Here is a 24,246-nt window from a genome sequence, read left to right as displayed (position 1 = left end):
CCAGGCGGTTGGAAATGAGCTCTCCGTCCTGAAGGTGGAGGTTGGGGACGCCCTTTATATTTACAGTTTTGAAATGATGGTTATTGGGGGAAACTGGTGGGCGCTGGTGAAATGTTCACATTTACGGTTCTCATTGGCCTGGGAGAGACAATAGTACAACAAAAGGGCTATAATCTCATCGATTCTTCAGCCTAAAACTGTAAATATGGAAATGTAAAGGGCGTCCCTAAACTCCCCTTTACTGAAGATAATACAACCTGTTTAAAGTGCCTAATCATTCCTTAACCCATTATTCTTCTTATGTTATCCGCCGACTCTTCAATATCATAAAAATATCTGCTGCGAAGCTCCATTATGAGCGCCCCTTTGTAGGAATCGATATACGTTGAAAGTATTTCCCTGATCGGAATATTTCCCCATCCAACCGGCATGTGAGAATCTCCCCGTCCAAAAGGGAGCTGAAATGTTTGAATCTTTTCATAATGATAAACAGCTCCTCCAAAATTATCATGAATATGTGTATGTGAAATAAGATTTTTTATGCCGGAAACTTCCTTAACAGGATCGAAATGATAAAAATTTGCCGCCATATTAAGATGACCGATATCGAGTATGATTTTGACATTTTTTTTATTTATTCTTTCTACCTGTTCCTTTAAAGGGGTAATTTTTTCCGCATAACAATAAGGGCTGTGGAAAAGATAAGGTCTTGCATTTTCAAGACAAATTATTACTTCAGGATATTCATCAGAAAGCTTTTCCAATGCCTCGGCTTCAATTTTCAGAAGTCTTTTTTTTTCATCAGCCGGCAAATTACGTATTTTATTAATCGGAAATTTTTCTTCAGGAATAAATCTGCCTGAATGGTAAACAAGTATTTCAGATCCGATTTCTGCTGCAAATTCAAGGCTTGCCCGAAATACATCAAGATGCAGAGTAAAATTTTCCCTATCCATAAGATTAAGAGGATTTGGGGAATGTATAGTATATCTGAAATCAAAATCACTTAATATTTCTTTGATTTTCCCAACTTTTTTTCTGTTCAGCCTGCCGTTCATAACAGCATCAAGGCCATGAACAGGCAGCTCAACATAATCAAGGCCGATACTTGCAAAATGTTCAAGGTCATTTTTAAATTTATTCAGATTTCCGTCTACTCTTACATCATCTATTTTGCTTCCTATATTTAACATGTTGAAAAAACCTCCTTACCTGAGACAAATGTTTTTAAAATTCGAGGTATCTCGCCCAGTGCATCAACCAGAAGAATATCTGCTTCTTTTCCCTTATCCAGTGATCCTGTATGATTTATAATCCCTGCAGCCCTAGCAGGATTGATAGATACCATGTTAACAGCCTCATGCAGGGGAAGAATATTTAATTTAAAGATGGTGAAAACCGCATGAAGAAGTGTCATGGGTGCGTAATCAGAAGCAAGAATATCTCCATATCCCGCCATAATAGCTTTTCTTGCATTAAGGTTCTGTGTCTGGGATATTCCTCTTAAAACATTGGGAGCGCCTAAACAGACATGAAACCCTTTATCCAGTGCAGCTTTAGCTGTTTTCTGATTTACCGGAAATTCCGATATGGTTATGCCCATTATTTTTAACCGATCTATTTTGTCAGTTGTATCATCATCATGGGACGCCATGGTAATTTTCAGAGACCGGCAAAGATTTGCAAGATAATCCATATTAGATTTCTTTTTATCTTCGTTTGCAATTTTTTTATCAATAATTTTTATAATTTCAGCTTCATTTTTTTTGTAAACATTCCCGAAGTAGGCTTTAAAAGAGGCTTTTTTTTTGAATTGCCCCTGACCGGGAGTATGATCCATAAAAGATAGAAGATTAATTTTTTTTGCTTTTAAACTATCCTCAAGATAGGCAACTGCTTTATGATCGGTTATTTCAAATCTTGCATGAACCCTTACATTTATGCACATCAGGGCTTTAAGACGATTTATTTCATTAATAACGTTTGCAGCCATTTTATTGGAACGAACCCCTATTTCACCCTCTGCAAAGGAGATAGCATGAAATATAGTAGTCACCCCGCAAGATGCAAGTTTTTTATCCAGTTCAAGCAAAGCGATATTTATCGGAAAATAAGTATTGGGTCTTGGTTCAATTTCTTTTTCCAGGGCATCACTGTGAAGATCTATAAAACCTGGTAAAAGATAAGCTCCTTTAGCATTAATTCTGTGCATGTTTGATTCTATTCTGCCCTTAATAATTCTGGAAATAATTCCATTTTCGACCTTACATGAGCCTTTTTCCACTATTCCGGCCGGAGTCGAAATCGAGGCATTTTCAATAATAAAATTTTTGTTTTTCATAAACCAGCCTCTGCTGTAACGTTGTAAACTTTATCTGTAATTAAATTCATAATTTTTGTGTCATGAAAAATGCCGATTATAGCTGTTCCCTCCTTTTTAAGCTCCTCAAGAACCTCTATGACTGCGGCAATAGATACTTCATCAAGAGATGCTGTCGGTTCATCAAGTAAAAGAAGTCTCGGCTTTTTAATAACACCCATGGCAATATTTACTCTCTGCTGTTCTCCTCCACTGAAAGTACAAGGGTACGCATCAAAGAGATGAGAAGGTATTTTCAACATTTCCAGTATTTCGGCTGCTCTTTTCCTGGCATCTTTTTGTGAAACACCATTTTGCAAAAGGTTTGAGGCAACTATATCAACAGCCCGTATTCTGGGAATAATATTTAAAAATTGCGAAACATAGCCAATCTCGTTTCTTCTTAAGGATAAAATTTGATGATGAGCCAGCACAGTAAGATCAACTTTACCGTATTTTTTCGATTTGTACCATATTGTACCTTTTGTAGGAATATATGTTTGGTATATACACTTTAAAATAGAACTCTTTCCGGAACCGCTCGGGCCTGACAAACCCAGTGATTCACCTTCTTCAAGATCAAATGTAATTTTACTGCATCCTTGAATAGTCTTCTCTTCAAGTATATGGATGTTAAATATCTTGGATAAGTTGAGGACATTCAATATTTTATTTTGATTCATATTTAACTGTTCCTTATAATTGAGATCTGACAAGAAGTTGTGTATAGGCATGCTGCGGATCTTCAAGGATCTGATCTGTCAAACCTTCCTCTACAATCGTCCCATATCTCATAACGATTGTCCTGGTGGTAAGAAGTCTGATAACACCAAGATCATGGGAAACTACGATAATAGACATACAAAACTCCATCTGAAGATTTCTTAAAAGGTCAAGCACCCTTGCCTGTACCGAAAGATCAAGGCCGGTAGTAACTTCATCAAGATACAGCACAATGGGATTATTAGACAGGGCTTTGGCAATCTGGACTCTTTGCTGCATTCCTCCGCTGAAATTTTTTGGGGGCTCATCCATTCGGGAAACAGGAATTTCTGTTTTATCCAAAAGCTCGGAAGCTCTTTTTCTCATTTCAGAAATATTTCTGTGGCCACTGTTAAGAAGTTGCTTAACAATATTTCCGCCTGAACTTATATCCATTATTAAACCAAGATGAGGGTTTTGATATACAATACTCATAATTGCATTTTTTACCTGCCTTTTTTGAAATGGATTGAGATTAAGAAGGTTTTTGCCGCAAACTTCTTTTATAACTCTTCTGCTGTTTTTGCTGATTGCAGTTTTATGATTGCTGTTATTGATATATATTTCTCCGTTTGATGCTTTTTGATCAAAACATAAAAGCCTTAGCAATGTACTTTTGCCTGATCCGCTTTCTCCTACAATTCCAAGAATTTCATCAGGAAAAAGGTCAAAGGAAACATTGCATACAGCAGCCACTGTTCCGCATTCAGAACATATATTACTTTTTATATTAGAATCATCAGAATCAAGACATGCAATACAGCCATTGCCAAAAAATTTTGTCAGTTTCCTGACCTTTAAAACAGGTTCCATTATCTGCACCTTTTGTTACAATATCCGGTATCTGAGCAGAGATATGTCCTTTTGCCGGTTTCATCATCAATAATTTCATCAAGAAATGTTTCTCTGCTTCCACATTTATTACAAAAAGCCCCCTTAAAGTCTTCTACCCTGAATTGATAATCATCAAATTCCAGCGGTTTAACCTCTGTATATGGAGGTACTGCATATATTCTTTTTTCTCTTCCTGCCCCAAAAAGAAAAAGTGTTTCCGACATATTTAATTTAGGTATATCCCACCTTGGGATAGGGCTTGGATCCATAATATATCTTTTGTTAATCATTACAGGATATCTTGCTCCTATGGTTATTTCTCTGTATTTAACAATATCTTCATAAAGATACAGCCACATGCGGCTGTAGTCGGCTTCAGCATGCATTTTTCTCGTTTCTGTTTCTGAAGGTTCTATTGTTCTTAGGGCTTCAGGGTAAGGTACCTGTAAAATAAGAATCTGGTCTTTTGTCATTCTTTCTTCAGGAATTCTGTGCCTGCTTTGTATAATGGTTGCTGTTTTGGTGTTAGTGGTAATTTTTACCCCTGTTACCCGATTTATAAAATTTTTTATATTGACTGCATTCACACTTTCATCACAGCCCTGATCAATCACCTTGAGCAGATCATCGCTGCCGATTAAAGACAGGGTTATCTGTATCCCACCTGTACCCCATCCTTTGGCAATTGGAAGTTCTCTTGAACCAAACGGAACCTGATATCCAGGAATTGCCACAGCTTTTAAAATCTTGCGTCTGATTTCTTTTTTGACATCTTCACCGATAAAGGCATAATTATATCCTTTTAGTCCTTTTTCTTTTTCAGGGGTATTTTCATTTTGCCTGTTTATCCAGACATTAAGTTTCATTCTTGATTTCCTCCTCAATACTTTTTAAATCCCTGGATTTTCTGAGCCGGTCAAGATCAGATTGAAACGTAATATAATGTGGCAGCTTGTAATGAGTGCAAAACCCCATTGATTCTATGCCGTCAATATGCGAAAGAACAAATTCCTGATCTTCGGAAATCATTCTGGGTTCTATTGTATTCATGGCTCTATCTAAAACAGCCATGGAGATTGCCTTTACTTCATTATGTCCAAAACAAAGCCCATAGCCGAGAGTAAATTTTGGCAGTCCGTCTTTTTCAACAAATTTTGCAATAACCTCTGCTTCCGTTACTTTGATTTCCCCTACGAGATATGGTTTGCCTGTATGGGGATGTTTAATTTCTACAGGAAGATATCCGACTCTTAATTCTCCAATCGTAGGATGAATATCTCCATAACCTCTCATATTGGAATAGGCTAAAAGTAAAAGTCCGCCGGTTTCCCCTCTTGCCATGGTCTGAAGGGCAGCACTCCTTTTAGCTGGAAAAGAGATAGGCTGCCTTGTAATATCATCTATATCTTCTTTTTTGCTGTTTCCCTTTTTAGCGGCAATAAGTCCCTCTTTTCGTAATATTTCAACAACTTTGGGAAATGATTTGGGAACAGGGTCTACAAAAGGAAGATCCTGAAAAATATTTTTGATATACTCTGTTCTTAATTTTTTTGAATCTTTTAAAAGATTAAAATCAAGAAGCCTGAGCGTATAATCACTTGTAGGTCCAAGTACCTGTCCCCCAGGTATCTCTTTAAAAGCAGCAGATATCCGTCTTATAACCCTCATTTTCTTTGTTGTTTTCGGCAGTGTAAAACCGTTCATCGGCAAGGTTGTTCTATATGCCCTAAGCATAAATGATGCCTCCAGGCTATCTCCTGCTGTCTGTTTTATGGCAAGGGCTGCAAGATCCGGAGCGTATAAGGCTCCTTCTCCCATAACCCGATCTACACAAAAATAAAGTTGTTTTTTAATTTGTTCAATCTCAATCGGATTTGATTCATTTTTAATTCTTTCAAAAGCAAGAAATTTATTTGCGTTTTTAATTGCTTCTTCTCCACCTTTTACACCCACATAACCCATTTATTTCACCTCTATTTCTGTTGATCTTGGAATGCATGCTACATTGCCATTAAAATCGGCAAAAATAGAATCCACACCCAAAGGAAATTCCGAATTTAGTTTTTTAATAAAAAAAAATTCTTTTTCCGATATCCCTTTTATATGTAATATGATTTTATTTTTTATCCCTGGACCTTTTAACTCAATATTTACTTCGGCGTCATCGCTGTTATTTAATCCCTTAACTAAATAAATCAGCGTGGATCCTTTATCAGGATATTCAAGTGGTCCTCTTTTTGCCTTTTGTATCAGGCCATTGCTGCAGCCTGACAAAATAATAATAAAATCAGCATTATTTAAATCTGAAACATGGGCTCCTGTTTGCATTTTGATCTCTTTTTCAAGCTTTTTGTTTTGGTCATTCAATGCACAAAAACTGACTTCATGATCAAGAAGAAGTTCTAAAATCGAAAATAAAGACCTGTGAGAGTTATTTTTATTATTTGTATCAAAAAAGGTTGTTATATATGGAAGCATATATAATTGGCCAGGATGACTCATTGCATTTAAAATTACTTTAAAATTTTTTTGCATCATAATTTTTTTATCCATATCCATTTAAAAACTACAGCAGTAAAAAAATGAGCAAAATATACTGCCATGAGATTTTTTATTACATTATTTCAAAATTTACCTTTGTAGATGCTGCAAGAAGATTTTCTCTGTTTTGTTTTGCCTTAAGTTTTTTTTCAGCATCTAAAAGAAAAAGGTTTATTTTTTCAGCATCAGAACTTTCCCCCTTTTTTAGTATTGCGTCCACTCCGGCCACAGCAAGCGCCCTCTCCGGGTCATCACCCATAACCATGGCATATCCATCGTTTCCATGATAATCAACCTCGGTTTCAGTAATAAGGATTTCTCCAAGATTAAATAAAACCCCGAACGAATCTTCAACCCGCATCATAATAAGTTTTGCTTTTGGGGGATTGATAATAGTTAAATCATTTGATGGAAGCATTTCAAAAAGGCATTTTATTTGCCTGGCACCAAGATGTATTAATATATCTGTTTTCATTTTATTTTTTTCCTTAACCATCCGGAAAAATGGTCTATTAAAAAAATGGTTAATAATATAAACAAAATAATGCATGCAGACTGATTATAGTCAAACAACCTGAGTCTGCAATACAGCTCCATTCCGATGCCGCCGGCGCCTACCAGTCCGAGTACGGAAGAAATGCGTACATTACGATCAAAAATATAAAGGGTGTAGCCAATGGTCTCCCTCATTATATTGGGCCATCCGGCAAACATGACCTGCTGCTGAAAATCTGCCCCAACAGCAGAAAGGGCTTCATAAACTCCGGCTGGCACCCGATCCAGACTTTCGGAAAAAAATTTGCCAAGAAATCCGCCTGTGTGAAGACCAATAGCAAGTATTCCCGGCAGAGGACCTAGCCCGAATGAATTGACAAAAATAAGAGCAAGTAAAAGATCCGGCATGGCCCGCATAAAATTTAAAAGTTCCCGTGATACATGATAAACTACTCTATTTGGTCTTAAAGCCTTGGAAGCAAAGGGAGCTATAATAAATCCCGTAACAAAAGCCATAACGGTTCCCCAATAAGCAATTGCAATGGTTTGAAACATTAAGACTGCATATTGCTGCCATTCTGAAAAATCCGGCTTTCCATAACGACTGCAATACTCCGAAATATCCTTATAACTCCATATCAGAGTCTGAAAATTAAGCTCCAGATCACGAATAATAAAAAAAAGGATAAGTAAAGTTAAAATTCCCCAGATCCACTTGTAAGTTGCAGGCCGCTCCGGAAGTTTTAAATGACTTGATATCATGATTTACGCTCCTTTGTTTTGCCGTGAATTACTTTTGCTCGCAGATAAACTGAAACCCGGTCCAAAAAAGTCACAAGTAAATAAAAGCTTAATGCAATAAGAATAATGCGGTTATAGTTGAAAAGACGCATTGACATCAGCATTTCATAACCAATACCGCCAGCGCCAACCAAACCGAGAATAGCAGCAGCACGGAGATTGTGATCCAGCATATAAAGCAGAGAACTAATAAAATCAGGCATAGCCTGAGGTAGCACAGCATACCAGGTTACCTGCAGATTACTTGCTCCATGAGCCTGCACACCTTCAACAGCCTGCTTGCCGACCACTTCCATGCTTTCAGCAAAAAACTTACCCATAAAGCCTATGGTTACAAAAGCAAGAGCCATAACACCAGGCAATGCACCCAATCCCAGAGCAGAGACAAAAATCATAGCCCATACAAGCTCCGGCAGCGCTCGTATAGCGCTTAATAGATTACGGGCAAAACCGGATATAAACGGATGTGGTGAAGTATTGCGGGCAGCCAGAATTCCTATAGGGAAACTGATCAGCAATGCAATGGCTGTAGCAAGAATTGTCATCTCAATCGTTTCTAGCATTTTTTTCAGAAGTGTGGTCAAAAAAGGCCAATCAGGTTCTACTAATAAATTACGTGTAAAATCCCAAAAAGGACCAATAGAATAAAATATTCGTAAAATACTGAATTCTACGCTTGAGGAAGATAAAATCAGTATTGAAAAAACAGTTGTAATAATTAACACAATTGAGATAGCGGGTCTGCCGTTAGAGGTTGGCCACTGCCAGCCTTTTTGTGTTGTTTGCTCTCTTGTAAGTATGGTTTTGGGTTTTGCCATTATAAATCCCTGAAATAATATTTTCGGTTAATTGATCCGGTTTTTCATTAAAAACTATTTTCCCCTGATACAATCCGATCACCCGATCTGAAAACTGCCTGGCCAGACTAAGCTGATGCAAATTGGCTACAACCGTTATTCCATCTTTTACTGATATTTCTTTTAAAATTTTCATAATTTGTAATCCTGCTACAGGATCAAGACTGGCTACCGGTTCGTCTGCAAGGATAATTCTGGGCTTCTGGGCAAGCGCACGTGCTACTCCCACTCGCTGCCGCTGTCCACCTGAAAGTTTATCAACCCTGATCCAGGTTTTATCTATAAGGCCGACACGCTTAATGGCCATGGCAGCCACCTGAATATCCGTTTTGGGAAAAAAGTAGAAAAGGCTTGGGAGGCAACGCAATCTGCCAAGACAACCGCTTAGCACATTGGTCATAACGCTTAATTGTTCAACAATATTAAAATGCTGAAAAACCATTCCTACCCGCCTGCGAATTTTTTTTACATTTGATTCAGAAATCTCAAGACCATCTACTATAACCTTTCCCTCTGAAATTTTTTCCAGACCGTTGATCAGCCTTATTAATGTTGTTTTCCCGGCACCGCTTGCTCCTATTACAGATACAAATTCACCTTCCTGAATGCTAAGATTAATTTTTTCAAGCGCTTTGCACCCATTAGGATATGTTTTGCCGGAATCGTATAATTCTATGATTGACATTAAGACTACTCCTGAATAGCGTTTTAAGACCCAAAAGGTCTGTATCTTGCAGTAAATAAGATTTTATTTTTTGAATAAACTGATTTGATATATTACCTTCAATAGGCAGATAGTGTAATTGCCTGGTGATTTTTTTTCCTTTTTCTCCATAACACCATGTTAAAAAATCGATTAAAGCTTTAGCTTTTTTTTCGCTTTTTAATGTTTTATGAAGCAGTATGTAAGTGTAGCCGGTAATTGGCCAGCATTCTTCCCCTTTAAGATTTATTAGGGAAAAAGTATCTGTTTCAGACTGATTTTCAGCACTTTTTACAGCCGCAGCATAAAATGTCTGAATAGAAGGATTAACTGACCGGCCGGAACGATTAATAAGGCTTGCGCAGGCAATCCCCGCTTTTTTGGCATAGGTGTACTCCACAAACCCTATTGCCCCTTGTGTTTCTATTACCTTGCGAAGTACTCCTTCGTTTTTTGAAGCGCCTGTGCCTGTCGGCCATATAATACGATCGCCAGAGCCGGGGCCGGTTTTCCATGTGGAAGATACAGAATTGAGATATTGAGTAAAAAGCCAGGCAGTCCCCGATCCATCTGAACGAAATACCACGGCAATACTTCGTTCAGGCAAACGCAGATTTGGGTTTAGCTTTTTAATCTCAGGATCATCCCATTTCGTAATTCTGCCCATAAAAATATTAACCAAAACCGGCCCTGAAAAGACCATCTCTTTATTTATAATTCCTGGCATATTTATCACTACAGCCACCCCGCCAATCAATACCGGGATCTGAATCAAATCTTCCTGCTCTAACTCTTCAGCAGATAGAGTTATATCTGAGGCTCCAAAATCGACCTTGCCAGATTTGACAAAACGTATACCTTCACTGGATCCTACTGATTTGTAGCGAACTATCACAGGGTTCCTGCTGCTGTACTCAGCAGACCACGCCCGATATACAGGGGCAGGGAAAGATGCACCTGCTCCTGTGATCCTGTTTGAAGCCTCATGCACCTGACAGCCTGAAATAATCGGCAAAAAAAATGCTAATATAAAAAATAAAAATCTGGTCATGATAAACATAGAGAGCCTTTTATTTCCCATTATAAAGATTTCAGGTTAAAATTATCGGCCGCATGATTTATTCCTCTGCGGCGGATAATTTAATTTATTCAACAGGCTGTTTTTACTTCAGAATATCTTTTTTGCGCAAATTCAATTGCTTAGCCAAATCCCGAATAATTTCATAATCCGGAGGTGCTGCTGCATCATATCGAATCAATTCACCATAACCGGTTACTTTTATTTCATAATGAGCATAAAGAACAGCGTCACGAATTTTACGTTTTAAGTCTTTATCAATATCTTTGCGATAAGCCAGTGGTGAACCTGGCAGTGGATCGGAAAACAGCAAAATGCGATTTGTTTTATCGGTAATCAAACCTTTTTTTATCATTTTATTGTAAGTAATCTCATTGGTTGCACCTGCATCAATAGTTTTGTTTTTTACTGCCATCACAACTGCATCATGCGACCCGGCATAGGTAAATTTACCAAAAAAATTCCGCGGCATCTTGCCGGTCTCTTTTTTTATCAAATAAGCAGGCACAAGACCGCCGGAGGTCGAAGCAGGATCCACAAAAGCAACGCTTTTTCCTTTTAAATCATTTAATGTTTTTATTGTTGAATCAGCCGGCACAATAAAACAACTGCGATAACTAGATTTTCCTGTTGACTTGCGCACACCAACGGCAAACGCCTCAGCGCCTGCCTCCTCTTCTGCCAGAAAATAGGAAAGAGGGCCAAACCAGGCAATATCAATACGTTTTTTGCGCATGGCTTCTATTACACCGGTATAATCCGTAGCCGTAAAAACTTTGATAGGCATGCCAATCCTTTTTTCCAGATAGATCCGCATCGGTTCAAATTGCCGCACCATCTCTTCGTTGTTTTCAACCGGTATCAACCCCATCACAAGTGTGCGTGCCATGGTTACGGTACTTAATCCTAAAATTACAATTAATGTCAGGGTGACAGTCAAAATTAATTTAGCTCTCATTTTATTTCTCCTTTTTTAAATTTATGTTCATCATTTTTATAATGTTATGTTCAACTGAACGCGAACCGAACGAAATCGTGTTACAGCATATTCTACCGGCTGATCATCTTTAACACTTACGTTTATGCTTTATTGAGTACAACATTGCGGTTGTTCTTGTTTTTTGCTTTTCGTTGCTACCGGCTTTTTTTGCTTTGGCTTTGGAAGCATCTGTTCTATCAACATTGGCCATGAAGTTCGTTTTTTGACATCCAGCAATGAAAGTGTTTGGAAGGCAATCCCAGGAACTGCACGTGAGTAGATGGAAGAGAAAAACCTGCCAAGACCAAAGGTTTTCTTGCCTGACTTGGTTACGGTTGTGGCATCACCAGCAATAAGAATGATTCTTGATTTTTTTAAAAATGTTTTTGCTATCGCCCAGTTGAGTGAACACCAAGGGATATTTTTTGAAAAAAAACGTTGTACCGTACGATAGCTCCCCCCTTTCTCAGTCCAGCGACTGATGCTCAGCATGGTAATCCTACCTGTCATCATCAGCAAGGCTTGACTGATAATCAGAAAATGACGGTAAGTGTTTGCGTCAAGTAAGGGGTGCATACAAGTTAAAAGCGTGGTAATTTCATTCATGAGCAGTTCTTCCTTATAATATGCTTTGTAATGATCGCATATCATGACACAACAATTGCTCATTTTTCATCCCCAACTAAATTTTAGTTTGGCGAAGGTATTGAATATCGATCAACAATATAATTCATATATACATCTCCATGTGTTAAAAATAATATAAAAGCTGAAAGTTAGCGTTTGATTAGCTTTATGTTAAAAAAAAGTTAAAACTGATGAGGATGCAGCTCGATTCTATTGTTTTGCCTCAGACGGAATTGGAGTTTTCCTTAAAACATATTATAGATACATGCAGATGAATTGATACTTGACAAAGCCATTTATAAAGCTAAATGCGCAAGAATCAGACTGAAAAGTGGTATCAATTCAGTTGCATATATCTATAGTTGAAATACATGGAGGAAAACGAAATGGCAAAAAAACGAAAGGATTACACGCCAGTGTTGATTACCACATAATCCTGGCATAAATTTTCTGATTATTTTGAACAACTTCAAAAATTATCACATTAAAAGGGTGTTGCAAAGATTGCTATTATCGGTAGTTAAAACAAATAGTTACGCCATAATGGAAAAATGGGGTTTTTCTGGGTTAACTAATTGATTTTATTATCAAAGTTTTTTTACTTTGCAACACCCTTATTAAATTACCCTTTTCAGGGAATTAAATTTTACCCGTCATATCTGTAATTAATCTTGAACGATGTTCAGGTAGATTCAACCAACCGTTTTGCCCGTTGAATGGTCCTTTTTAAATAAGCCTCTTTTCTTTTGATGCCGGTATGATTTTTCCAGTCGATTCTTTGATCCAGTAACCTGCTTCGGACATCATTTTCACTTGCTCCCCTTCTAAATAGAGCCATGGAATAGGCAAAATCCGTAGCAGATTCGTCGCCATGGAAGGTTGGGGACGCCCTTTATATTTACAGTTTTGAAATGATGGTTATTGGGGGAAACTGGTGGGCGCTGGTGAAATGTTCACATTAACGGTTCTCATTGGCCTGGGTGAGTCAATCAGTAAAGCGAGGAGAGACAATAGTACAACAAAAGGGCTATAATCTCATCAATTCTTCAGCCTAAAACTGTAAATATGGAAATGTAAAGGGCGTCCCTAAACTCTCCCCTAAACTCTCCCCGTAGGGGCAATCCCTTGTGGTTGCCCGATACTGCTTCGGTCTTCAATGCCTTCTCTGTCCTTAACCCTGAACCTGTGAATGGTTACTAAAATTTATAGTTTAGGTGATGCTATACCAAAATAGCAATATAGTCCAAGTTTTCTGTTAATCCTTATGATATAGAAAATCTAAATCATGCTGAATTATTAAATAAACCCAGTAGTGTCCGGTTAAGTTTTTGCATATAGCATTTGCTCTTTGATAATCAGATTATTAGACCATACGTTTTTTTCGTCAGTACGTAATTCGTTCTGGATGGTATTTCTAAGCTGACGAATCCTCTTTATTGATACAGGTTCATTAAACTGTTCATGGCAGTATATGGCCATAAGCAGGTAGGTTATTAACCCCGCAAGGATTTGAACCATCAGGCCATATCTACTGTGAGCAATCAAGTGGTACACTTTTAAATGTTTCTTCCACCATTTGAAAAAAGTTTCGATATCCCATCTAAGCTTATAAACGGTTGCAACCTGCTCGGCTGTAAGATCATAACGATCAGTTGCCACAAAATATTTGACACCGGCAATTTTATAACCAACCAGTCGAACCGGCTTTCTGGTCTGGTTTACCCCAGGAGTGCCAAGAAGAACCACAGCATCATAAAAAATATAGCTGTCGGGATCAACAGGCTGCTCTTTGATAATAGTTCTTGTTGTTTTCGCTTTGATGCGGCAAACAAAATGTTTTTTTTCATCCTGAAGAAGATCAAAATCCTTATGTGATTGATACCCCCGATCCATGATTCCTGTTTGGCCTTTTGTAAGGATAGACCTGACAAAGGGGCGTTCAGCGCCATTTCCATTTGTCAGATGAATTTTTATAGGAATCTTGCGATTGACATCAAAGCCGAAATGGCCTTTTGCTTTTTTAGCGCCTTTTCTGTAATCAGCCCAGTACATGGACAGAACTGCATCAATTAAAGATCCATCAATGAAAACGAGTTCACCGAGATCTGAATAATTTGATGGTAAAGCATTTTGTGCCTGGCTGCAAAGAGCTTGAAAAACATATTCAAGCTGTTCAAGCCCTCGAGAATTGATAATTTCGGAAAAACTGCTACGACTGATCCCTCCTCGTGCCAAGATAAATCCGAATCGTTGGGATAAGACACAAGGTCTTTGAAACTCGATATTGTTACCAAGTGGGTGCTCGGGAAACGGTTTGTTTCCTTCATCTCTGCAGGGCTTGCTCTGGCATTGATGTTAAGATAGTCCCACCTGACTAAAGACTAACCAGCAGGTCAGTAGCGAAGTCCACAGGTAAACCCGGTAACGGGAGTCTGGAGCTGGACGGAGCAAGATTGCAGGCTCTGTATTGAGCCCCGAAAAATGTATGGTTGTGGTCATTGTGATAATCCTGCTTGCAGGAAAAAGCCGACGCTTTGGAGACAGCGGAAGGCAGCAGTCCTGAATATGCTAAGGCAAGTATTCAGGACACCACCGGGGTCTTAGACCAGGGCATGTACTCAAAGGGGTAGCTCGGGAACTTGGGAGACCCGGATGTTTCCTTGGGTAAAAAGAACGGTAACAGGAAATCCAGCGCAAGCGAAATCCCGGCGTTGCATAGGAATGTCCCGCCTTGCAACGAGTCTGCCATTGGCAGAAACACAAACATTAAAAGATGGGCGATACAAGGTATCAGGGGAGGATAGCGAAGAGCGAACGAACCTGAGATAAACATTCGGAAGTCTTAGCAGATCATAGTACCGATGATTAAGAATTGAACTATCTTGATCGGAAAGGTGGGGAAGTGATGCCCAAGCGACCCACTGCAGGGAAGGTGAAGCAGGGTATAACGTTTTTTTGGCAGGAATTATGGGAGATACACAGATGTCACAAACCATATCAACAAAAAGCCGAGAAATTGCAAGAACGGTCGCTTGCAATTCCAGACCGATAGAATGGGGACAACCACCGGTGTTAACAGGTGGGTCATCCCTTATCAAAATCGAGCTGCTTGCTCAAAGTAATCCTGAACTGGTATTTACATCAGTAGTCCATCGGATAGACTTTGATTTACTGAAACAATCCTTTCGTAAAATTCGGAAAAGCAAATCTGCAGGAGTGGACAAGGTTACGGCAAAGGAGTATGCCGAAAATCTTGATCAAAACCTCTATAATCTGTATGAACGACTGCGGAGAGGACAGTACGTTGCGTCTCCTGTAAAGCGTATCTGGATAGACAAGGAAGGAGGGAAAAAGCGTCCAATTGGCATACCTGTACTTGAGGATAAAATTGTCCAGAAAGCAGCAGCAGCCATATTGAATGTCATATTTGACAGGAATTTTTACAATTTTTCCCATGCATTCAGAAAAGGTCGGAGCCAACACATGGCAATCAAAGATTTACGTGAGCAATGCTTGAAGCAGAATATCAGCTGGATAGTAAGCGCAGATATTACAGGACTATTTGACAATATTAATCACGAGTTACTTAAAGACATGATACGTCGGAGAGTAAGTGACGGCGGAATGATTCGCCTGATAGGGAAGTGGTTGAATGCAGGCGTAATGGAGGAAGGCAACCTGACGTACTCTGAAACGGGCACTCCACAGGGAGGAGTAATTTCCCCTGTGCTCAGTAATATCTTTCTTCATTATGTTTTAGATGACTGGTACGTGAAAGAAGTGATCCCCCGGATGAAAGGGAGATGCTCCATCATACGCTGGGCGGATGATTTCATCCTCGGGTTCGAGTATGAAAAAGACGCATTGCGTGTCATGGATGTATTACCCAGGCGGTTCGAACAGTTCGAGCTGTCACTTCACCCGGAAAAGACAAAACTGATTCGATTTTCCAAACGCATTAGCGGAAAGGGAAACGGGACGTTTGATTTTTTAGGGTTTACATTTTACTGGTCAAAATCATTAAAAGGGTACATGGTAATAAAGAAAAAGACGGCAAGAAAGCGTTCAAGCCGTTTTATGAAGAGAATATGGATATGGTGCAAGGATAACCGTCATAAGCCAATGGCCGAGCAGTATGAGATTCTTTGCAGTAAACTGCGAGGTTTTTACCAGTACTTTGGAGTAATAAGTAACTACAAAGTGCTGGAAGTTGTGTTTGAATATACTGAGAAAGCATGGCGTCGATGGTTAAGCCGAAGAAGTCACAAGGGCGAAGTAATGTTCGAGGACTTGCGCACAACATACCCACTGCCATTACCCAGAATAGTCCATAATATTTGATGCCGTAAGGGCTGCAAAGTTATACGCCAAACGGGGTGTCGCCTGTTTGGTTGATAATCCGGTAAAAAGGATTTGAACCGAGGAACCGTATGAGGGAAATCTTCACGTACGGGTCTGTAGGGGGGGCGTCGGGTAACCGATGCTCCTACCTGGAATCTGGAGCGACACATTCTTTGGCAAAATCGTCTTCTTTAAGGTGTTGAATAAGATCACGAGCTGATTCATGTTCTTGTAGATGGAAAAATATCAGTGCGTGAAGCTGATCTTCAAAAGTCATTTTCAATGGCTTGTGACCTCGGGATTTAAGCTGTGGCGTGTCAGGAAAAATCTTTTGCAAAGGTTTGAGAAATCGAGCATGAGATTGGGGATTAAAATTCTTTTTTGGGATATTGAATATGTCCATTTTTGTCTTAACTCCTTGTTATAATTATATTTTATAACAAAACAACAAAAATTTTTATTTGGTTTGTCAAGTAAAAAATGAACATTTTTCTAATTTTTTTATCCCATATAACATGCAAAAACCTAACCGGACACTACTGTGGGAAAATAATAATTATTACTTAAACAAATATTATTTCAGGAAAAAATATTTCCGGCTGCCTATCAGGCCAATCATGCCTGAAACAAGCAGCCATACAGCGCCGGGAATCGGAACTGCCGCAACATCGGAAAAGGCATCAATTTCGCCGCCTGAAAATCCTGAAACACCTTCTACTTTAATATATTCAATCCACTCATAACCGGATTCCGCCAGATCAAATCCGGTGCCGCCGGCAGAACCGGCATACAGGGCCATTGCATCGACTGAAGCACCGGCAGTCATATCAGCAAGGGTTAAGCTTGGATCGACCGGCAGGGCAAAATCATTTTCCACCTCGTCTGTCCAGCCGTTGCCGGTTGAATCCCACAGAGCCTGATCCCATTCCCACGGATTGGTTGGATAAAGGGCGTCGCCATAGGGTCCATCATTATAAGTGTACCAGTCAGTGCCGTCCTGGCTAACGGAAATTTTTAGAGGTTCGGCAAAAAGTCCGCTGGCTAAACCAAAACTTCCGTGGTCGGTAGTATCAGAGACATATCCACCGCCGCCGATGTAAAAAGCATTGCCATAAGCGATAAAATCAAGGCCGTAAGGGTTGTTCGGGTCATCCATAACCTGGTGATCAAATTTTACAACAGCCCAGTCGCCTTCATCAAAGGTGGTAATATACCCATCGCCCCAGGACGGTTCAACGATACTTATGTGGTCAGTGCCGGATGGCCATCCTTGACAGTATTGAGCCGGTTTCCCCAGGAGATCATTCGGGTCATTGTAGGGCCCTGAGCCGTCAAGACTGGCTGAATTACCAACCAGTGTTGTGGCAAAAATATCGGCATAAGCATTTCCGGCCATCAACAGGACAGCTATCATGCATAGTGTAAATTTTATTAACTTCATAATCATTTCTCCTTAATATTTTTCCTTAATTTATAATTGAAAACTCAAAATTCAAAATTAAATCCTGCTCCGTCGCCTGATTCCGACCAGACCGAGAATGCCCGAACCAAGCAGCCAGACCGCGGCGGGAACCGGAACAGCCGGAATATCCAACTGGTCATCAGCATAATCAGGCAAAGAACCAAAATACATGATGGCATTGATCCCTTCGTATTGGCCGTCAACAAGAAGCTCTACATCAGTTCCACCGCTATTAAAATCCCACTCGGAGTCTCCCCAGGTACCCCATCGTGCATTGGAATCGCTTGTACTGGCAAGATTCCAACTGCCTTCCTCAATGTGCATATGAACCTCGTTGTCGTCGACGTCGTCATAAGCGATATTCATTACAAAGCCGCCGCCGTAGCCGGTGGAGACGGCCAGGATGCCTGCATTGTGAAAATCATCGAGCATCTCCGATTCGTATTTGGCGCCATCCCAGCGGTATCCGAATGCGTGGGACTCAGATACGGTGTCCACGCCATTGTCCAAACGGTTCCAGTCGACAACCAGGATCGTTTCATTTGATCCAGTACCCATCCATGTTTCAACATCCACCAGGGTTCCATTGAAATCGTAGGTTGCCGCATGTGCTGCCGTACCGATCATTAACAGGCAAAAAATACTAAAAATTTTTACGGTTTTCATTCCACTATTCCTCCTTATTCTTTTAAGTTGCAATTTTACGGCTTATACTTTTTTTGAAGCCCCAGCATACAGAGTAACCCGCTGCCTATCAGCCAGATTGCGCCCGGTATCGGCACGGCATTCATAACGCCTATGGCATCAAGGTCAACGCCTGCGCTGCCGCTCGTGGGATACGGGTCATAAATTACGTCCCCGGAGGTGTCAAGATATGTTCCGTCACCTATAATATCGAGAATTTTTACATAGCCTATGTTGTTAAGATCAAGCCCTGTAATTCCATCGAGTTCGGCCAGATCAAACGGGGTGCCGTAACCCTGTTTATATTTACTCGCAAGGCCGGTTATGTCGGTAGGGTCAACGCCTCCAAAACCACCTACCGGACCCGATGTAAGAGAATCATTATCAAACCTGAAAAAATCTGTTCCGTTTGATGAAACCTCAACATAACCAAGTTCCAGAAAAGTGTCGTTAAACGAGTTTTCAAATACGGCAAAATCATAGCCCGCGCCGTTGCTGATGGCGCTGCCGAATGTCATGGTGATTTCACCGCCCCGGCCTAAAGAGACTATATCGAAAGATGTCCCCACAGCTTTGCCGATAGCTTTTTCAGGTGTTTGCCATGTTAAATCAACATTAGTCCCAACAACATAATTTTCCCAGCCGGTTGCCCAGGATACAAAAGATGTATCATCCATATGAATGGCAGTAGAGCCTGTCTGGCCTGCGGCCGGTGCATACGGCCCCGCGAATGCGGTTCCGGCTGTAAAAACAAGAATAAGCAGTACAAAAAAGAATTTGGTTTTCATTTCAAAGCCTCCTTAAAATTTTTTCCTCTTAAAGCCGACAATGGCCAGCATGGCGGAACCAAGCAGCCGGATTGCCGCCGGAACCGGCACGGCATTCAGATTGTCCATGGCAAAATAAGCCGGCATGTTCATGCCGTACGCGCCTACATCGGATGATGAAAGGGAAAATTCAAGACCGATAACATCTCCAAGGCTGGTCAGATCTATCCATGTCCAGCCGTCCAATATGTAATCATCAGCACTGTCGGCAAAACGGAAATCCGCCAGGAAAAAATCGACTGTTCCGGATCGACTGTTCCGGATCGACTGTTTCGGTATAATTTGCCTTTGCATCTATATCCTGTTTTGCAAATCAGTTCAGTTTTTCACCTCCTTTTTTTATAAAGCATGTTTTAAATCAGGCCCGCAAAGCAGGCCTTGGTTAAAAGTAACCGTTCGCACTTCCAAACTTATCTGTGTTTATCTGTGTGCATCTGTGTCCCATTATTTCATCACTTGTAACAAAACAAAAAGCCGGGCCGCTGAAATATAATGAAATTTCGGCAACCCGGCTTCTCCTCGTGCCAAGATAAATCCGAATCGTTGGGATAAGACACAAGGTCTTTGAAACTCGATATTGTTACCAAGTGGGTGCTCGGGAAACGGTTTGTTTCCTTCATCTCTGCAGGGCTTGCTCTGGCATTGATGTTAAGATAGTCCCACCTGACTAAAGACTAACCAGCAGGTCAGTAGCGAAGTCCACAGGTAAACCCGGTAACGGGAGTCTGGAGCTGGACGGAGCAAGATTGCAGGCTCTGTATTGAGCCCCGAAAAATGTATGGTTGTGGTCATTGTGATAATCCTGCTTGCAGGAAAAAGCCGACGCTTTGGAGACAGCGGAAGGCAGCAGTCCTGAATATGCTAAGGCAAGTATTCAGGACACCACCGGGGTCTTAGACCAGGGCATGTACTCAAAGGGGTAGCTCGGGAACTTGGGAGACCCGGATGTTTCCTTGGGTAAAAAGAACGGTAACAGGAAATCCAGCGCAAGCGAAATCCCGGCGTTGCATAGGAATGTCCCGCCTTGCAACGAGTCTGCCATTGGCAGAAACACAAACATTAAAAGATGGGCGATACAAGGTATCAGGGGAGGATAGCGAAGAGCGAACGAACCTGAGATAAACATTCGGAAGTCTTAGCAGATCATAGTACCGATGATTAAGAATTGAACTATCTTGATCGGAAAGGTGGGGAAGTGATGCCCAAGCGACCCACTGCAGGGAAGGTGAAGCAGGGTATAACGTTTTTTTGGCAGGAATTATGGGAGATACACAGATGTCACAAACCATATCAACAAAAAGCCGAGAAATTGCAAGAACGGTCGCTTGCAATTCCAGACCGATAGAATGGGGACAACCACCGGTGTTAACAGGTGGGTCATCCCTTATCAAAATCGAGCTGCTTGCTCAAAGTAATCCTGAACTGGTATTTACATCAGTAGTCCATCGGATAGACTTTGATTTACTGAAACAATCCTTTCGTAAAATTCGGAAAAGCAAATCTGCAGGAGTGGACAAGGTTACGGCAAAGGAGTATGCCGAAAATCTTGATCAAAACCTCTATAATCTGTATGAACGACTGCGGAGAGGACAGTACGTTGCGTCTCCTGTAAAGCGTATCTGGATAGACAAGGAAGGAGGGAAAAAGCGTCCAATTGGCATACCTGTACTTGAGGATAAAATTGTCCAGAAAGCAGCAGCAGCCATATTGAATGTCATATTTGACAGGAATTTTTACAATTTTTCCCATGCATTCAGAAAAGGTCGGAGCCAACACATGGCAATCAAAGATTTACGTGAGCAATGCTTGAAGCAGAATATCAGCTGGATAGTAAGCGCAGATATTACAGGACTATTTGACAATATTAATCACGAGTTACTTAAAGACATGATACGTCGGAGAGTAAGTGACGGCGGAATGATTCGCCTGATAGGGAAGTGGTTGAATGCAGGCGTAATGGAGGAAGGCAACCTGACGTACTCTGAAACGGGCACTCCACAGGGAGGAGTAATTTCCCCTGTGCTCAGTAATATCTTTCTTCATTATGTTTTAGATGACTGGTACGTGAAAGAAGTGATCCCCCGGATGAAAGGGAGATGCTCCATCATACGCTGGGCGGATGATTTCATCCTCGGGTTCGAGTATGAAAAAGACGCATTGCGTGTCATGGATGTATTACCCAGGCGGTTCGAACAGTTCGAGCTGTCACTTCACCCGGAAAAGACAAAACTGATTCGATTTTCCAAACGCATTAGCGGAAAGGGAAACGGGACGTTTGATTTTTTAGGGTTTACATTTTACTGGTCAAAATCATTAAAAGGGTACATGGTAATAAAGAAAAAGACGGCAAGAAAGCGTTCAAGCCGTTTTATGAAGAGAATATGGATATGGTGCAAGGATAACCGTCATAAGCCAATGGCCGAGCAGTATGAGATTCTTTGCAGTAAACTGCGAGGTTTTTACCAGTACTTTGGAGTAATAAGTAACTACAAAGTGCTGGAAGTTGTGTTTGAATATACTGAGAAAGCATGGCGTCGATGGTTAAGCCGAAGAAGTCACAAGGGCGAAGTAATGTTCGAGGACTTGCGCACAACATACCCACTGCCATTACCCAGAATAGTCCATAATATTTGATGCCGTAAGGGCTGCAAAGTTATACGCCAAACGGGGTGTCGCCTGTTTGGTTGATAATCCGGTAAAAAGGATTTGAACCGAGGAACCGTATGAGGGAAATCTTCACGTACGGGTCTGTAGGGGGGGCGTCGGGTAACCGATGCTCCTACCTGGAAAAATGAGACCCTGGGCATTCCTGAGTCCGCCTCACGGCGGGTTGGGCTTTATCGATTTCAATACTGCAAATTTTTAATGGGAGGGATGTCAGGAAAAACGGTAAGAATCGATACCCTGGGCGGGCGCTGTTATATAAGGTATCTTTTCCTGCCGCTCCATCCCTCGCCGGAGTTTGTGGCAGTTACAGGTTTTAAGATAAAGATTTTGGGTGCGTTATCGGTCGTCGGAGTATTATAATACGCCTTCCTTCCTCCGGCCTTCCCAAAATTATTATCTTAAAGCCTGTGAGATACAGATCAGATATCCTGACTTTCCCGGTCCGGCCGCCTTCCCATCCGTAATATAAGGATAGTGGCTTAAAATGGACGGACTCTGATTCCGTTTTACACGGAACCGGGATTTACAGTTGCGGGGCAGCAACGGATTTTCACCGTTTTCCCTTTTCTGCATCAACAATTTTTATTCACAATACATCAACAAAAAATAAAATACTTGGACTATATTGCTATTTTTTTAATTATTTTTTAAATTTAAGTCACCATACACCAATAAAAAATGAAATACTTGGACTATATTGCTATTTTTTTTTTTTTATTTTTTTTATCTTCAGGCAGAGTCCGGGAACGAAGGTTCCCATCTTTCAGGGTGGGAACCCCCATATGGTATGCATTCCCTCGCTGGAGCAATGGGAACTAAAAAAACTGATAAGCTGTGAAGAATGTCTGAACTGTGATTTGTATGATTAAATGATGAGCTATGATTTGGAAAAAACAGGAAATACGAAATGGGGACAAAATAACTTCCACAAGTAGGCGCGTAGTTGTGGACGTTATTTTTTTGCCGAACCCTTAGGACTCACTCAAAAATAACTTCACATTTTGGCATCTCAGCTTCAGGCTGTATTTGCACGATCCTCATTACGCAAAGTCCTCGAAATAGCTTGCTATTCCTGCGGCTTTGCTCAATCGGATCGTACAACTTCAACCTAAATCTGAGCGCCAATTCTGTAAATTTATTTTTGAGCGAACCCTTAGGATCGCAAATGAAATAACTTGAACAATATTATTTGTCTTTTGGCCCATCTGCTGTGTTGCATTAAAAGCCGAATACTTCGAGTATTCAACCTTTAATGCGCCTTGCAGATGAACCAAAATCCTTCATAATCTTTGTCCAATTTATTTAACCTCCGATCCTTAGCCCTCGTTTCTATGTAGCTATGTTTTCATAACTGGCGGACTGACAACTCCGTACAAACAGAAAACGTGCAAAATCCAGAACTTCTTTTGCCGCATCATCGGGCAAACCGGCAACCAGTACCGAAGCTTGTTCCGCAATTGGAATCCATTGCCGGGTTTCCGCCCGCCATACAACGATAAAGTGTTTTGTATGCATGGCTAAGAAATCAAGAGTTTCTCCCTCATCATCGGCAAATTCGATTTCGTAAGCATCATTGCCGTGACAATGAACAACCGCCCCCCGCACTCCGGCACGCAGGTTTTTTTCAGGGATGTCTATTATAATTTCGACTATATCTCCTATATCCGGTCTCATATTTTTTTCCTTACATAAAGTGTTACGAGATGAGCTTCCCTGATTTCGGAAGTTACGATCCATCCTGTTTTTACGACAGCGCACCGACCTTCCATTCCTTTGACGGTAATATCCGCCGTATAACGTTTTCCGAATTTATCCTCGCTGTGAAAAGTGACTTCGGCATGCATGGCTCCGCCTTCAAGTTGACGAAGCAGAGATGTGTAATTTTTTTGGGTCATAGCGGATTATTATGGAGATTCTATTTATTGAGCATATACTAATTCAACTTATGCCATTAGGTATGTATTAGCTGTTCATCATGGATTACCACACTAATCCGTTATGAACCTGTTTTAAGAAGCTGGATTAAGAAACCAGTTGGGGCAATCCTGTGCCAAAGGCTGCTGTGTCGATATATAGATTTCCACATAAATAATTTCACTGCGTTATCGGTCGTCGAAGTAGGGGTTCAAGATTTTGAACCCCTACCCCCCCTGGCCTTGTGCCAAATTTTAAAATCAGGTAATTATCTGAAAATCTATAGTAGGTTTGGACGCAGAAATGATACCTGGG

23 protein-coding genes, 2 pseudogenes and 1 riboswitch are annotated in these 24,246 nt (G+C 40.7%); of the genes and pseudogenes, 2 read left to right on the top strand and 23 right to left on the bottom strand.

What is annotated here, in order from left to right:
• Positions 1 to 281: 281 nt before the first annotated feature.
• The 16 genes and pseudogenes from BuS5_RS13995 to BuS5_RS13920 all read right to left on the bottom strand — a co-directional run.
• Complete coding sequence (locus tag BuS5_RS13995; protein ID WP_027354485.1) at positions 282 to 1,193, bottom strand: sugar phosphate isomerase/epimerase family protein; 912 nt, start codon at positions 1,191 to 1,193, stop codon at positions 282 to 284.
• The gene (locus BuS5_RS13990) at positions 1,187 to 2,341 is read right to left on the bottom strand and encodes an alpha-D-ribose 1-methylphosphonate 5-triphosphate diphosphatase (protein ID WP_027354486.1); all 1,155 of its coding nucleotides are present in this window, start codon (positions 2,339 to 2,341) and stop codon (positions 1,187 to 1,189) included. The genes BuS5_RS13995 and BuS5_RS13990 overlap by 7 nt, the downstream gene beginning before the upstream one ends.
• The gene (gene phnL / locus BuS5_RS13985) at positions 2,338 to 3,042 is read right to left on the bottom strand and encodes a phosphonate C-P lyase system protein PhnL (protein ID WP_027354487.1); all 705 of its coding nucleotides are present in this window, start codon (positions 3,040 to 3,042) and stop codon (positions 2,338 to 2,340) included. The genes BuS5_RS13990 and phnL overlap by 4 nt, the downstream gene beginning before the upstream one ends.
• Before the next feature lie 13 nt (positions 3,043 to 3,055).
• On the bottom strand, positions 3,056 to 3,934 hold the full coding sequence (locus BuS5_RS13980; protein ID WP_035265850.1) for an ATP-binding cassette domain-containing protein: 879 nt from the start codon (positions 3,932 to 3,934) through the stop codon (positions 3,056 to 3,058).
• Positions 3,934 to 4,821, bottom strand: coding sequence for an alpha-D-ribose 1-methylphosphonate 5-phosphate C-P-lyase PhnJ (locus tag BuS5_RS13975; protein WP_084446135.1), 888 nt, complete (start codon positions 4,819 to 4,821; stop codon positions 3,934 to 3,936). Before BuS5_RS13975 ends, BuS5_RS13980 begins: the two co-directional genes overlap by 1 nt.
• Positions 4,811 to 5,917 (bottom strand): carbon-phosphorus lyase complex subunit PhnI, encoded by a 1,107-nt coding sequence (locus tag BuS5_RS13970; RefSeq protein ID WP_027354490.1) that lies wholly within the window; start codon positions 5,915 to 5,917, stop codon positions 4,811 to 4,813. The genes BuS5_RS13975 and BuS5_RS13970 overlap by 11 nt, the downstream gene beginning before the upstream one ends.
• On the bottom strand, positions 5,918 to 6,493 hold the full coding sequence (gene phnH, locus BuS5_RS13965) for a phosphonate C-P lyase system protein PhnH (RefSeq protein WP_198012282.1): 576 nt from the start codon (positions 6,491 to 6,493) through the stop codon (positions 5,918 to 5,920).
• A gap of 76 nt (positions 6,494 to 6,569) precedes the next feature.
• Positions 6,570 to 6,971, bottom strand: a complete 402-nt coding sequence (locus BuS5_RS13960) for a phosphonate C-P lyase system protein PhnG (protein WP_027354492.1) — start codon at positions 6,969 to 6,971, stop codon at positions 6,570 to 6,572.
• Positions 6,968 to 7,753: a phosphonate ABC transporter, permease protein PhnE gene (phnE, locus tag BuS5_RS13955; RefSeq protein ID WP_027354493.1), complete on the bottom strand. Its 786-nt coding sequence runs from the start codon at positions 7,751 to 7,753 to the stop codon at positions 6,968 to 6,970. The genes BuS5_RS13960 and phnE (BuS5_RS13955) overlap by 4 nt, the downstream gene beginning before the upstream one ends.
• Positions 7,750 to 8,610, bottom strand: coding sequence for a phosphonate ABC transporter, permease protein PhnE (gene phnE, locus BuS5_RS13950; protein WP_051374983.1), 861 nt, complete (start codon positions 8,608 to 8,610; stop codon positions 7,750 to 7,752). Before phnE (BuS5_RS13950) ends, phnE (BuS5_RS13955) begins: the two co-directional genes overlap by 4 nt.
• Positions 8,540 to 9,334, bottom strand: a complete 795-nt coding sequence (phnC, locus tag BuS5_RS13945; protein ID WP_027354495.1) for a phosphonate ABC transporter ATP-binding protein — start codon at positions 9,332 to 9,334, stop codon at positions 8,540 to 8,542. The genes phnE (BuS5_RS13950) and phnC overlap by 71 nt, the downstream gene beginning before the upstream one ends.
• Complete coding sequence (gene pstS / locus BuS5_RS13940) at positions 9,291 to 10,367, bottom strand: phosphate ABC transporter substrate-binding protein PstS (protein WP_274427751.1); 1,077 nt, start codon at positions 10,365 to 10,367, stop codon at positions 9,291 to 9,293. The genes phnC and pstS overlap by 44 nt, the downstream gene beginning before the upstream one ends.
• A gap of 148 nt (positions 10,368 to 10,515) precedes the next feature.
• Entirely contained in the window at positions 10,516 to 11,388 is an 873-nt protein-coding gene (gene phnD, locus BuS5_RS13935; protein ID WP_027354496.1) for a phosphonate ABC transporter substrate-binding protein, read from the bottom strand.
• Between the two features lie 129 nt (positions 11,389 to 11,517).
• On the bottom strand, positions 11,518 to 12,015 hold the full coding sequence (locus BuS5_RS13930) for a transposase (RefSeq protein ID WP_051374986.1): 498 nt from the start codon (positions 12,013 to 12,015) through the stop codon (positions 11,518 to 11,520).
• A gap of 703 nt (positions 12,016 to 12,718) precedes the next feature.
• Positions 12,719 to 12,892: pseudogene (locus BuS5_RS13925) on the bottom strand (hypothetical protein); the annotation flags it as partial.
• 464 nt (positions 12,893 to 13,356) lie between these two features.
• Positions 13,357 to 14,316, bottom strand: a pseudogene (locus BuS5_RS13920) (IS4 family transposase); the annotation flags it as partial.
• A 687-nt stretch (positions 14,317 to 15,003) separates the two neighbouring features.
• Here BuS5_RS13920 and ltrA (BuS5_RS13915) point away from each other — a divergent pair.
• Complete coding sequence (ltrA, locus tag BuS5_RS13915; protein ID WP_036019348.1) at positions 15,004 to 16,377, top strand: group II intron reverse transcriptase/maturase; 1,374 nt, start codon at positions 15,004 to 15,006, stop codon at positions 16,375 to 16,377.
• A 145-nt stretch (positions 16,378 to 16,522) separates the two neighbouring features.
• Here ltrA (BuS5_RS13915) and BuS5_RS20545 read toward each other — a convergent pair whose 3' ends face one another.
• The 5 genes from BuS5_RS20545 to BuS5_RS13890 form a co-directional block, all read right to left on the bottom strand.
• Positions 16,523 to 16,780 carry a hypothetical protein gene (locus tag BuS5_RS20545; RefSeq protein WP_443112699.1) on the bottom strand — a complete coding sequence of 86 codons (258 nt, stop codon included), beginning with the start codon at positions 16,778 to 16,780 and terminating at the stop codon, positions 16,523 to 16,525.
• 171 nt (positions 16,781 to 16,951) lie between these two features.
• Complete coding sequence (locus tag BuS5_RS13905; protein ID WP_027355080.1) at positions 16,952 to 17,818, bottom strand: hypothetical protein; 867 nt, start codon at positions 17,816 to 17,818, stop codon at positions 16,952 to 16,954.
• Positions 17,819 to 17,875: 57 nt separating this feature from the next.
• Positions 17,876 to 18,505 (bottom strand): VPLPA-CTERM sorting domain-containing protein, encoded by a 630-nt coding sequence (locus BuS5_RS13900; RefSeq protein ID WP_027355079.1) that lies wholly within the window; start codon positions 18,503 to 18,505, stop codon positions 17,876 to 17,878.
• Positions 18,506 to 18,540: 35 nt separating this feature from the next.
• Positions 18,541 to 19,311: a hypothetical protein gene (locus tag BuS5_RS13895; RefSeq protein WP_027355078.1), complete on the bottom strand. Its 771-nt coding sequence runs from the start codon at positions 19,309 to 19,311 to the stop codon at positions 18,541 to 18,543.
• A gap of 12 nt (positions 19,312 to 19,323) precedes the next feature.
• The gene (locus BuS5_RS13890) at positions 19,324 to 19,644 is read right to left on the bottom strand and encodes a DUF4465 domain-containing protein (RefSeq protein ID WP_027355077.1); all 321 of its coding nucleotides are present in this window, start codon (positions 19,642 to 19,644) and stop codon (positions 19,324 to 19,326) included.
• 966 nt (positions 19,645 to 20,610) lie between these two features.
• Between BuS5_RS13890 and ltrA (BuS5_RS13885) the strand changes: the two genes are divergently transcribed.
• Complete coding sequence (ltrA, locus tag BuS5_RS13885) at positions 20,611 to 21,984, top strand: group II intron reverse transcriptase/maturase (RefSeq protein WP_036019348.1); 1,374 nt, start codon at positions 20,611 to 20,613, stop codon at positions 21,982 to 21,984.
• Between the two features lie 434 nt (positions 21,985 to 22,418).
• Positions 22,419 to 22,624: riboswitch (cobalamin riboswitch) on the bottom strand.
• 722 nt (positions 22,625 to 23,346) lie between these two features.
• Here the strand turns inward: ltrA (BuS5_RS13885) and BuS5_RS13880 are convergent.
• Complete coding sequence (locus BuS5_RS13880; RefSeq protein WP_027355058.1) at positions 23,347 to 23,691, bottom strand: DUF4926 domain-containing protein; 345 nt, start codon at positions 23,689 to 23,691, stop codon at positions 23,347 to 23,349.
• Positions 23,688 to 23,912, bottom strand: coding sequence for a DUF6883 domain-containing protein (locus BuS5_RS13875; protein ID WP_198012339.1), 225 nt, complete (start codon positions 23,910 to 23,912; stop codon positions 23,688 to 23,690). Before BuS5_RS13875 ends, BuS5_RS13880 begins: the two co-directional genes overlap by 4 nt.
• Positions 23,913 to 24,246 lie beyond the last annotated feature (334 nt).

This window comes from Desulfosarcina sp. BuS5, assembly GCF_028752835.1.
Classification (GTDB): domain Bacteria; phylum Desulfobacterota; class Desulfobacteria; order Desulfobacterales; family BuS5; genus BuS5.
The sequence above is the reverse complement of the archived record's forward strand: the minus strand, read 5'-3'. Positions and strand labels throughout refer to the sequence as shown.

Excerpts from the sequence above, each read along its gene's own strand:
- phnE (WP_051374983.1), bottom strand. The coding sequence starts at position 8,610 with ATGGCAAAACCCAAAACCATACTTACAAGAGAGCAAACAACACAAAAA.
- BuS5_RS13890 (WP_027355077.1), bottom strand. The coding sequence starts at position 19,644 with ATGCAAAGGCAAATTATACCGAAACAGTCGATCCGGAACAGTCGATCC.
- BuS5_RS13900 (WP_027355079.1), bottom strand. The coding sequence starts at position 18,505 with ATGAAAACCGTAAAAATTTTTAGTATTTTTTGCCTGTTAATGATCGGT.
- BuS5_RS13975 (WP_084446135.1), bottom strand. The coding sequence starts at position 4,821 with ATGAAACTTAATGTCTGGATAAACAGGCAAAATGAAAATACCCCTGAA.
- phnL (WP_027354487.1), bottom strand. The coding sequence starts at position 3,042 with ATGAATCAAAATAAAATATTGAATGTCCTCAACTTATCCAAGATATTT.
- BuS5_RS13990 (WP_027354486.1), bottom strand. The coding sequence starts at position 2,341 with ATGAAAAACAAAAATTTTATTATTGAAAATGCCTCGATTTCGACTCCG.
- BuS5_RS13875 (WP_198012339.1), bottom strand. The coding sequence starts at position 23,912 with ATGACCCAAAAAAATTACACATCTCTGCTTCGTCAACTTGAAGGCGGA.
- BuS5_RS13995 (WP_027354485.1), bottom strand. The coding sequence starts at position 1,193 with ATGTTAAATATAGGAAGCAAAATAGATGATGTAAGAGTAGACGGAAAT.
- phnH (WP_198012282.1), bottom strand. The coding sequence starts at position 6,493 with ATGATGCAAAAAAATTTTAAAGTAATTTTAAATGCAATGAGTCATCCT.
- BuS5_RS13895 (WP_027355078.1), bottom strand. The coding sequence starts at position 19,311 with ATGAAAACCAAATTCTTTTTTGTACTGCTTATTCTTGTTTTTACAGCC.
- BuS5_RS13970 (WP_027354490.1), bottom strand. The coding sequence starts at position 5,917 with ATGGGTTATGTGGGTGTAAAAGGTGGAGAAGAAGCAATTAAAAACGCA.
- phnC (WP_027354495.1), bottom strand. The coding sequence starts at position 9,334 with ATGTCAATCATAGAATTATACGATTCCGGCAAAACATATCCTAATGGG.
- phnD (WP_027354496.1), bottom strand. The coding sequence starts at position 11,388 with ATGAGAGCTAAATTAATTTTGACTGTCACCCTGACATTAATTGTAATT.
- phnE (WP_027354493.1), bottom strand. The coding sequence starts at position 7,753 with ATGATATCAAGTCATTTAAAACTTCCGGAGCGGCCTGCAACTTACAAG.
- BuS5_RS13930 (WP_051374986.1), bottom strand. The coding sequence starts at position 12,015 with ATGAATGAAATTACCACGCTTTTAACTTGTATGCACCCCTTACTTGAC.
- ltrA (WP_036019348.1), top strand. The coding sequence starts at position 15,004 with ATGGGAGATACACAGATGTCACAAACCATATCAACAAAAAGCCGAGAA.
- BuS5_RS13905 (WP_027355080.1), bottom strand. The coding sequence starts at position 17,818 with ATGAAGTTAATAAAATTTACACTATGCATGATAGCTGTCCTGTTGATG.
- ltrA (WP_036019348.1), top strand. The coding sequence starts at position 20,611 with ATGGGAGATACACAGATGTCACAAACCATATCAACAAAAAGCCGAGAA.
- BuS5_RS13960 (WP_027354492.1), bottom strand. The coding sequence starts at position 6,971 with ATGAAAACAGATATATTAATACATCTTGGTGCCAGGCAAATAAAATGC.
- BuS5_RS20545 (WP_443112699.1), bottom strand. The coding sequence starts at position 16,780 with ATGGACATATTCAATATCCCAAAAAAGAATTTTAATCCCCAATCTCAT.
- BuS5_RS13980 (WP_035265850.1), bottom strand. The coding sequence starts at position 3,934 with ATGGAACCTGTTTTAAAGGTCAGGAAACTGACAAAATTTTTTGGCAAT.
- BuS5_RS13880 (WP_027355058.1), bottom strand. The coding sequence starts at position 23,691 with ATGAGACCGGATATAGGAGATATAGTCGAAATTATAATAGACATCCCT.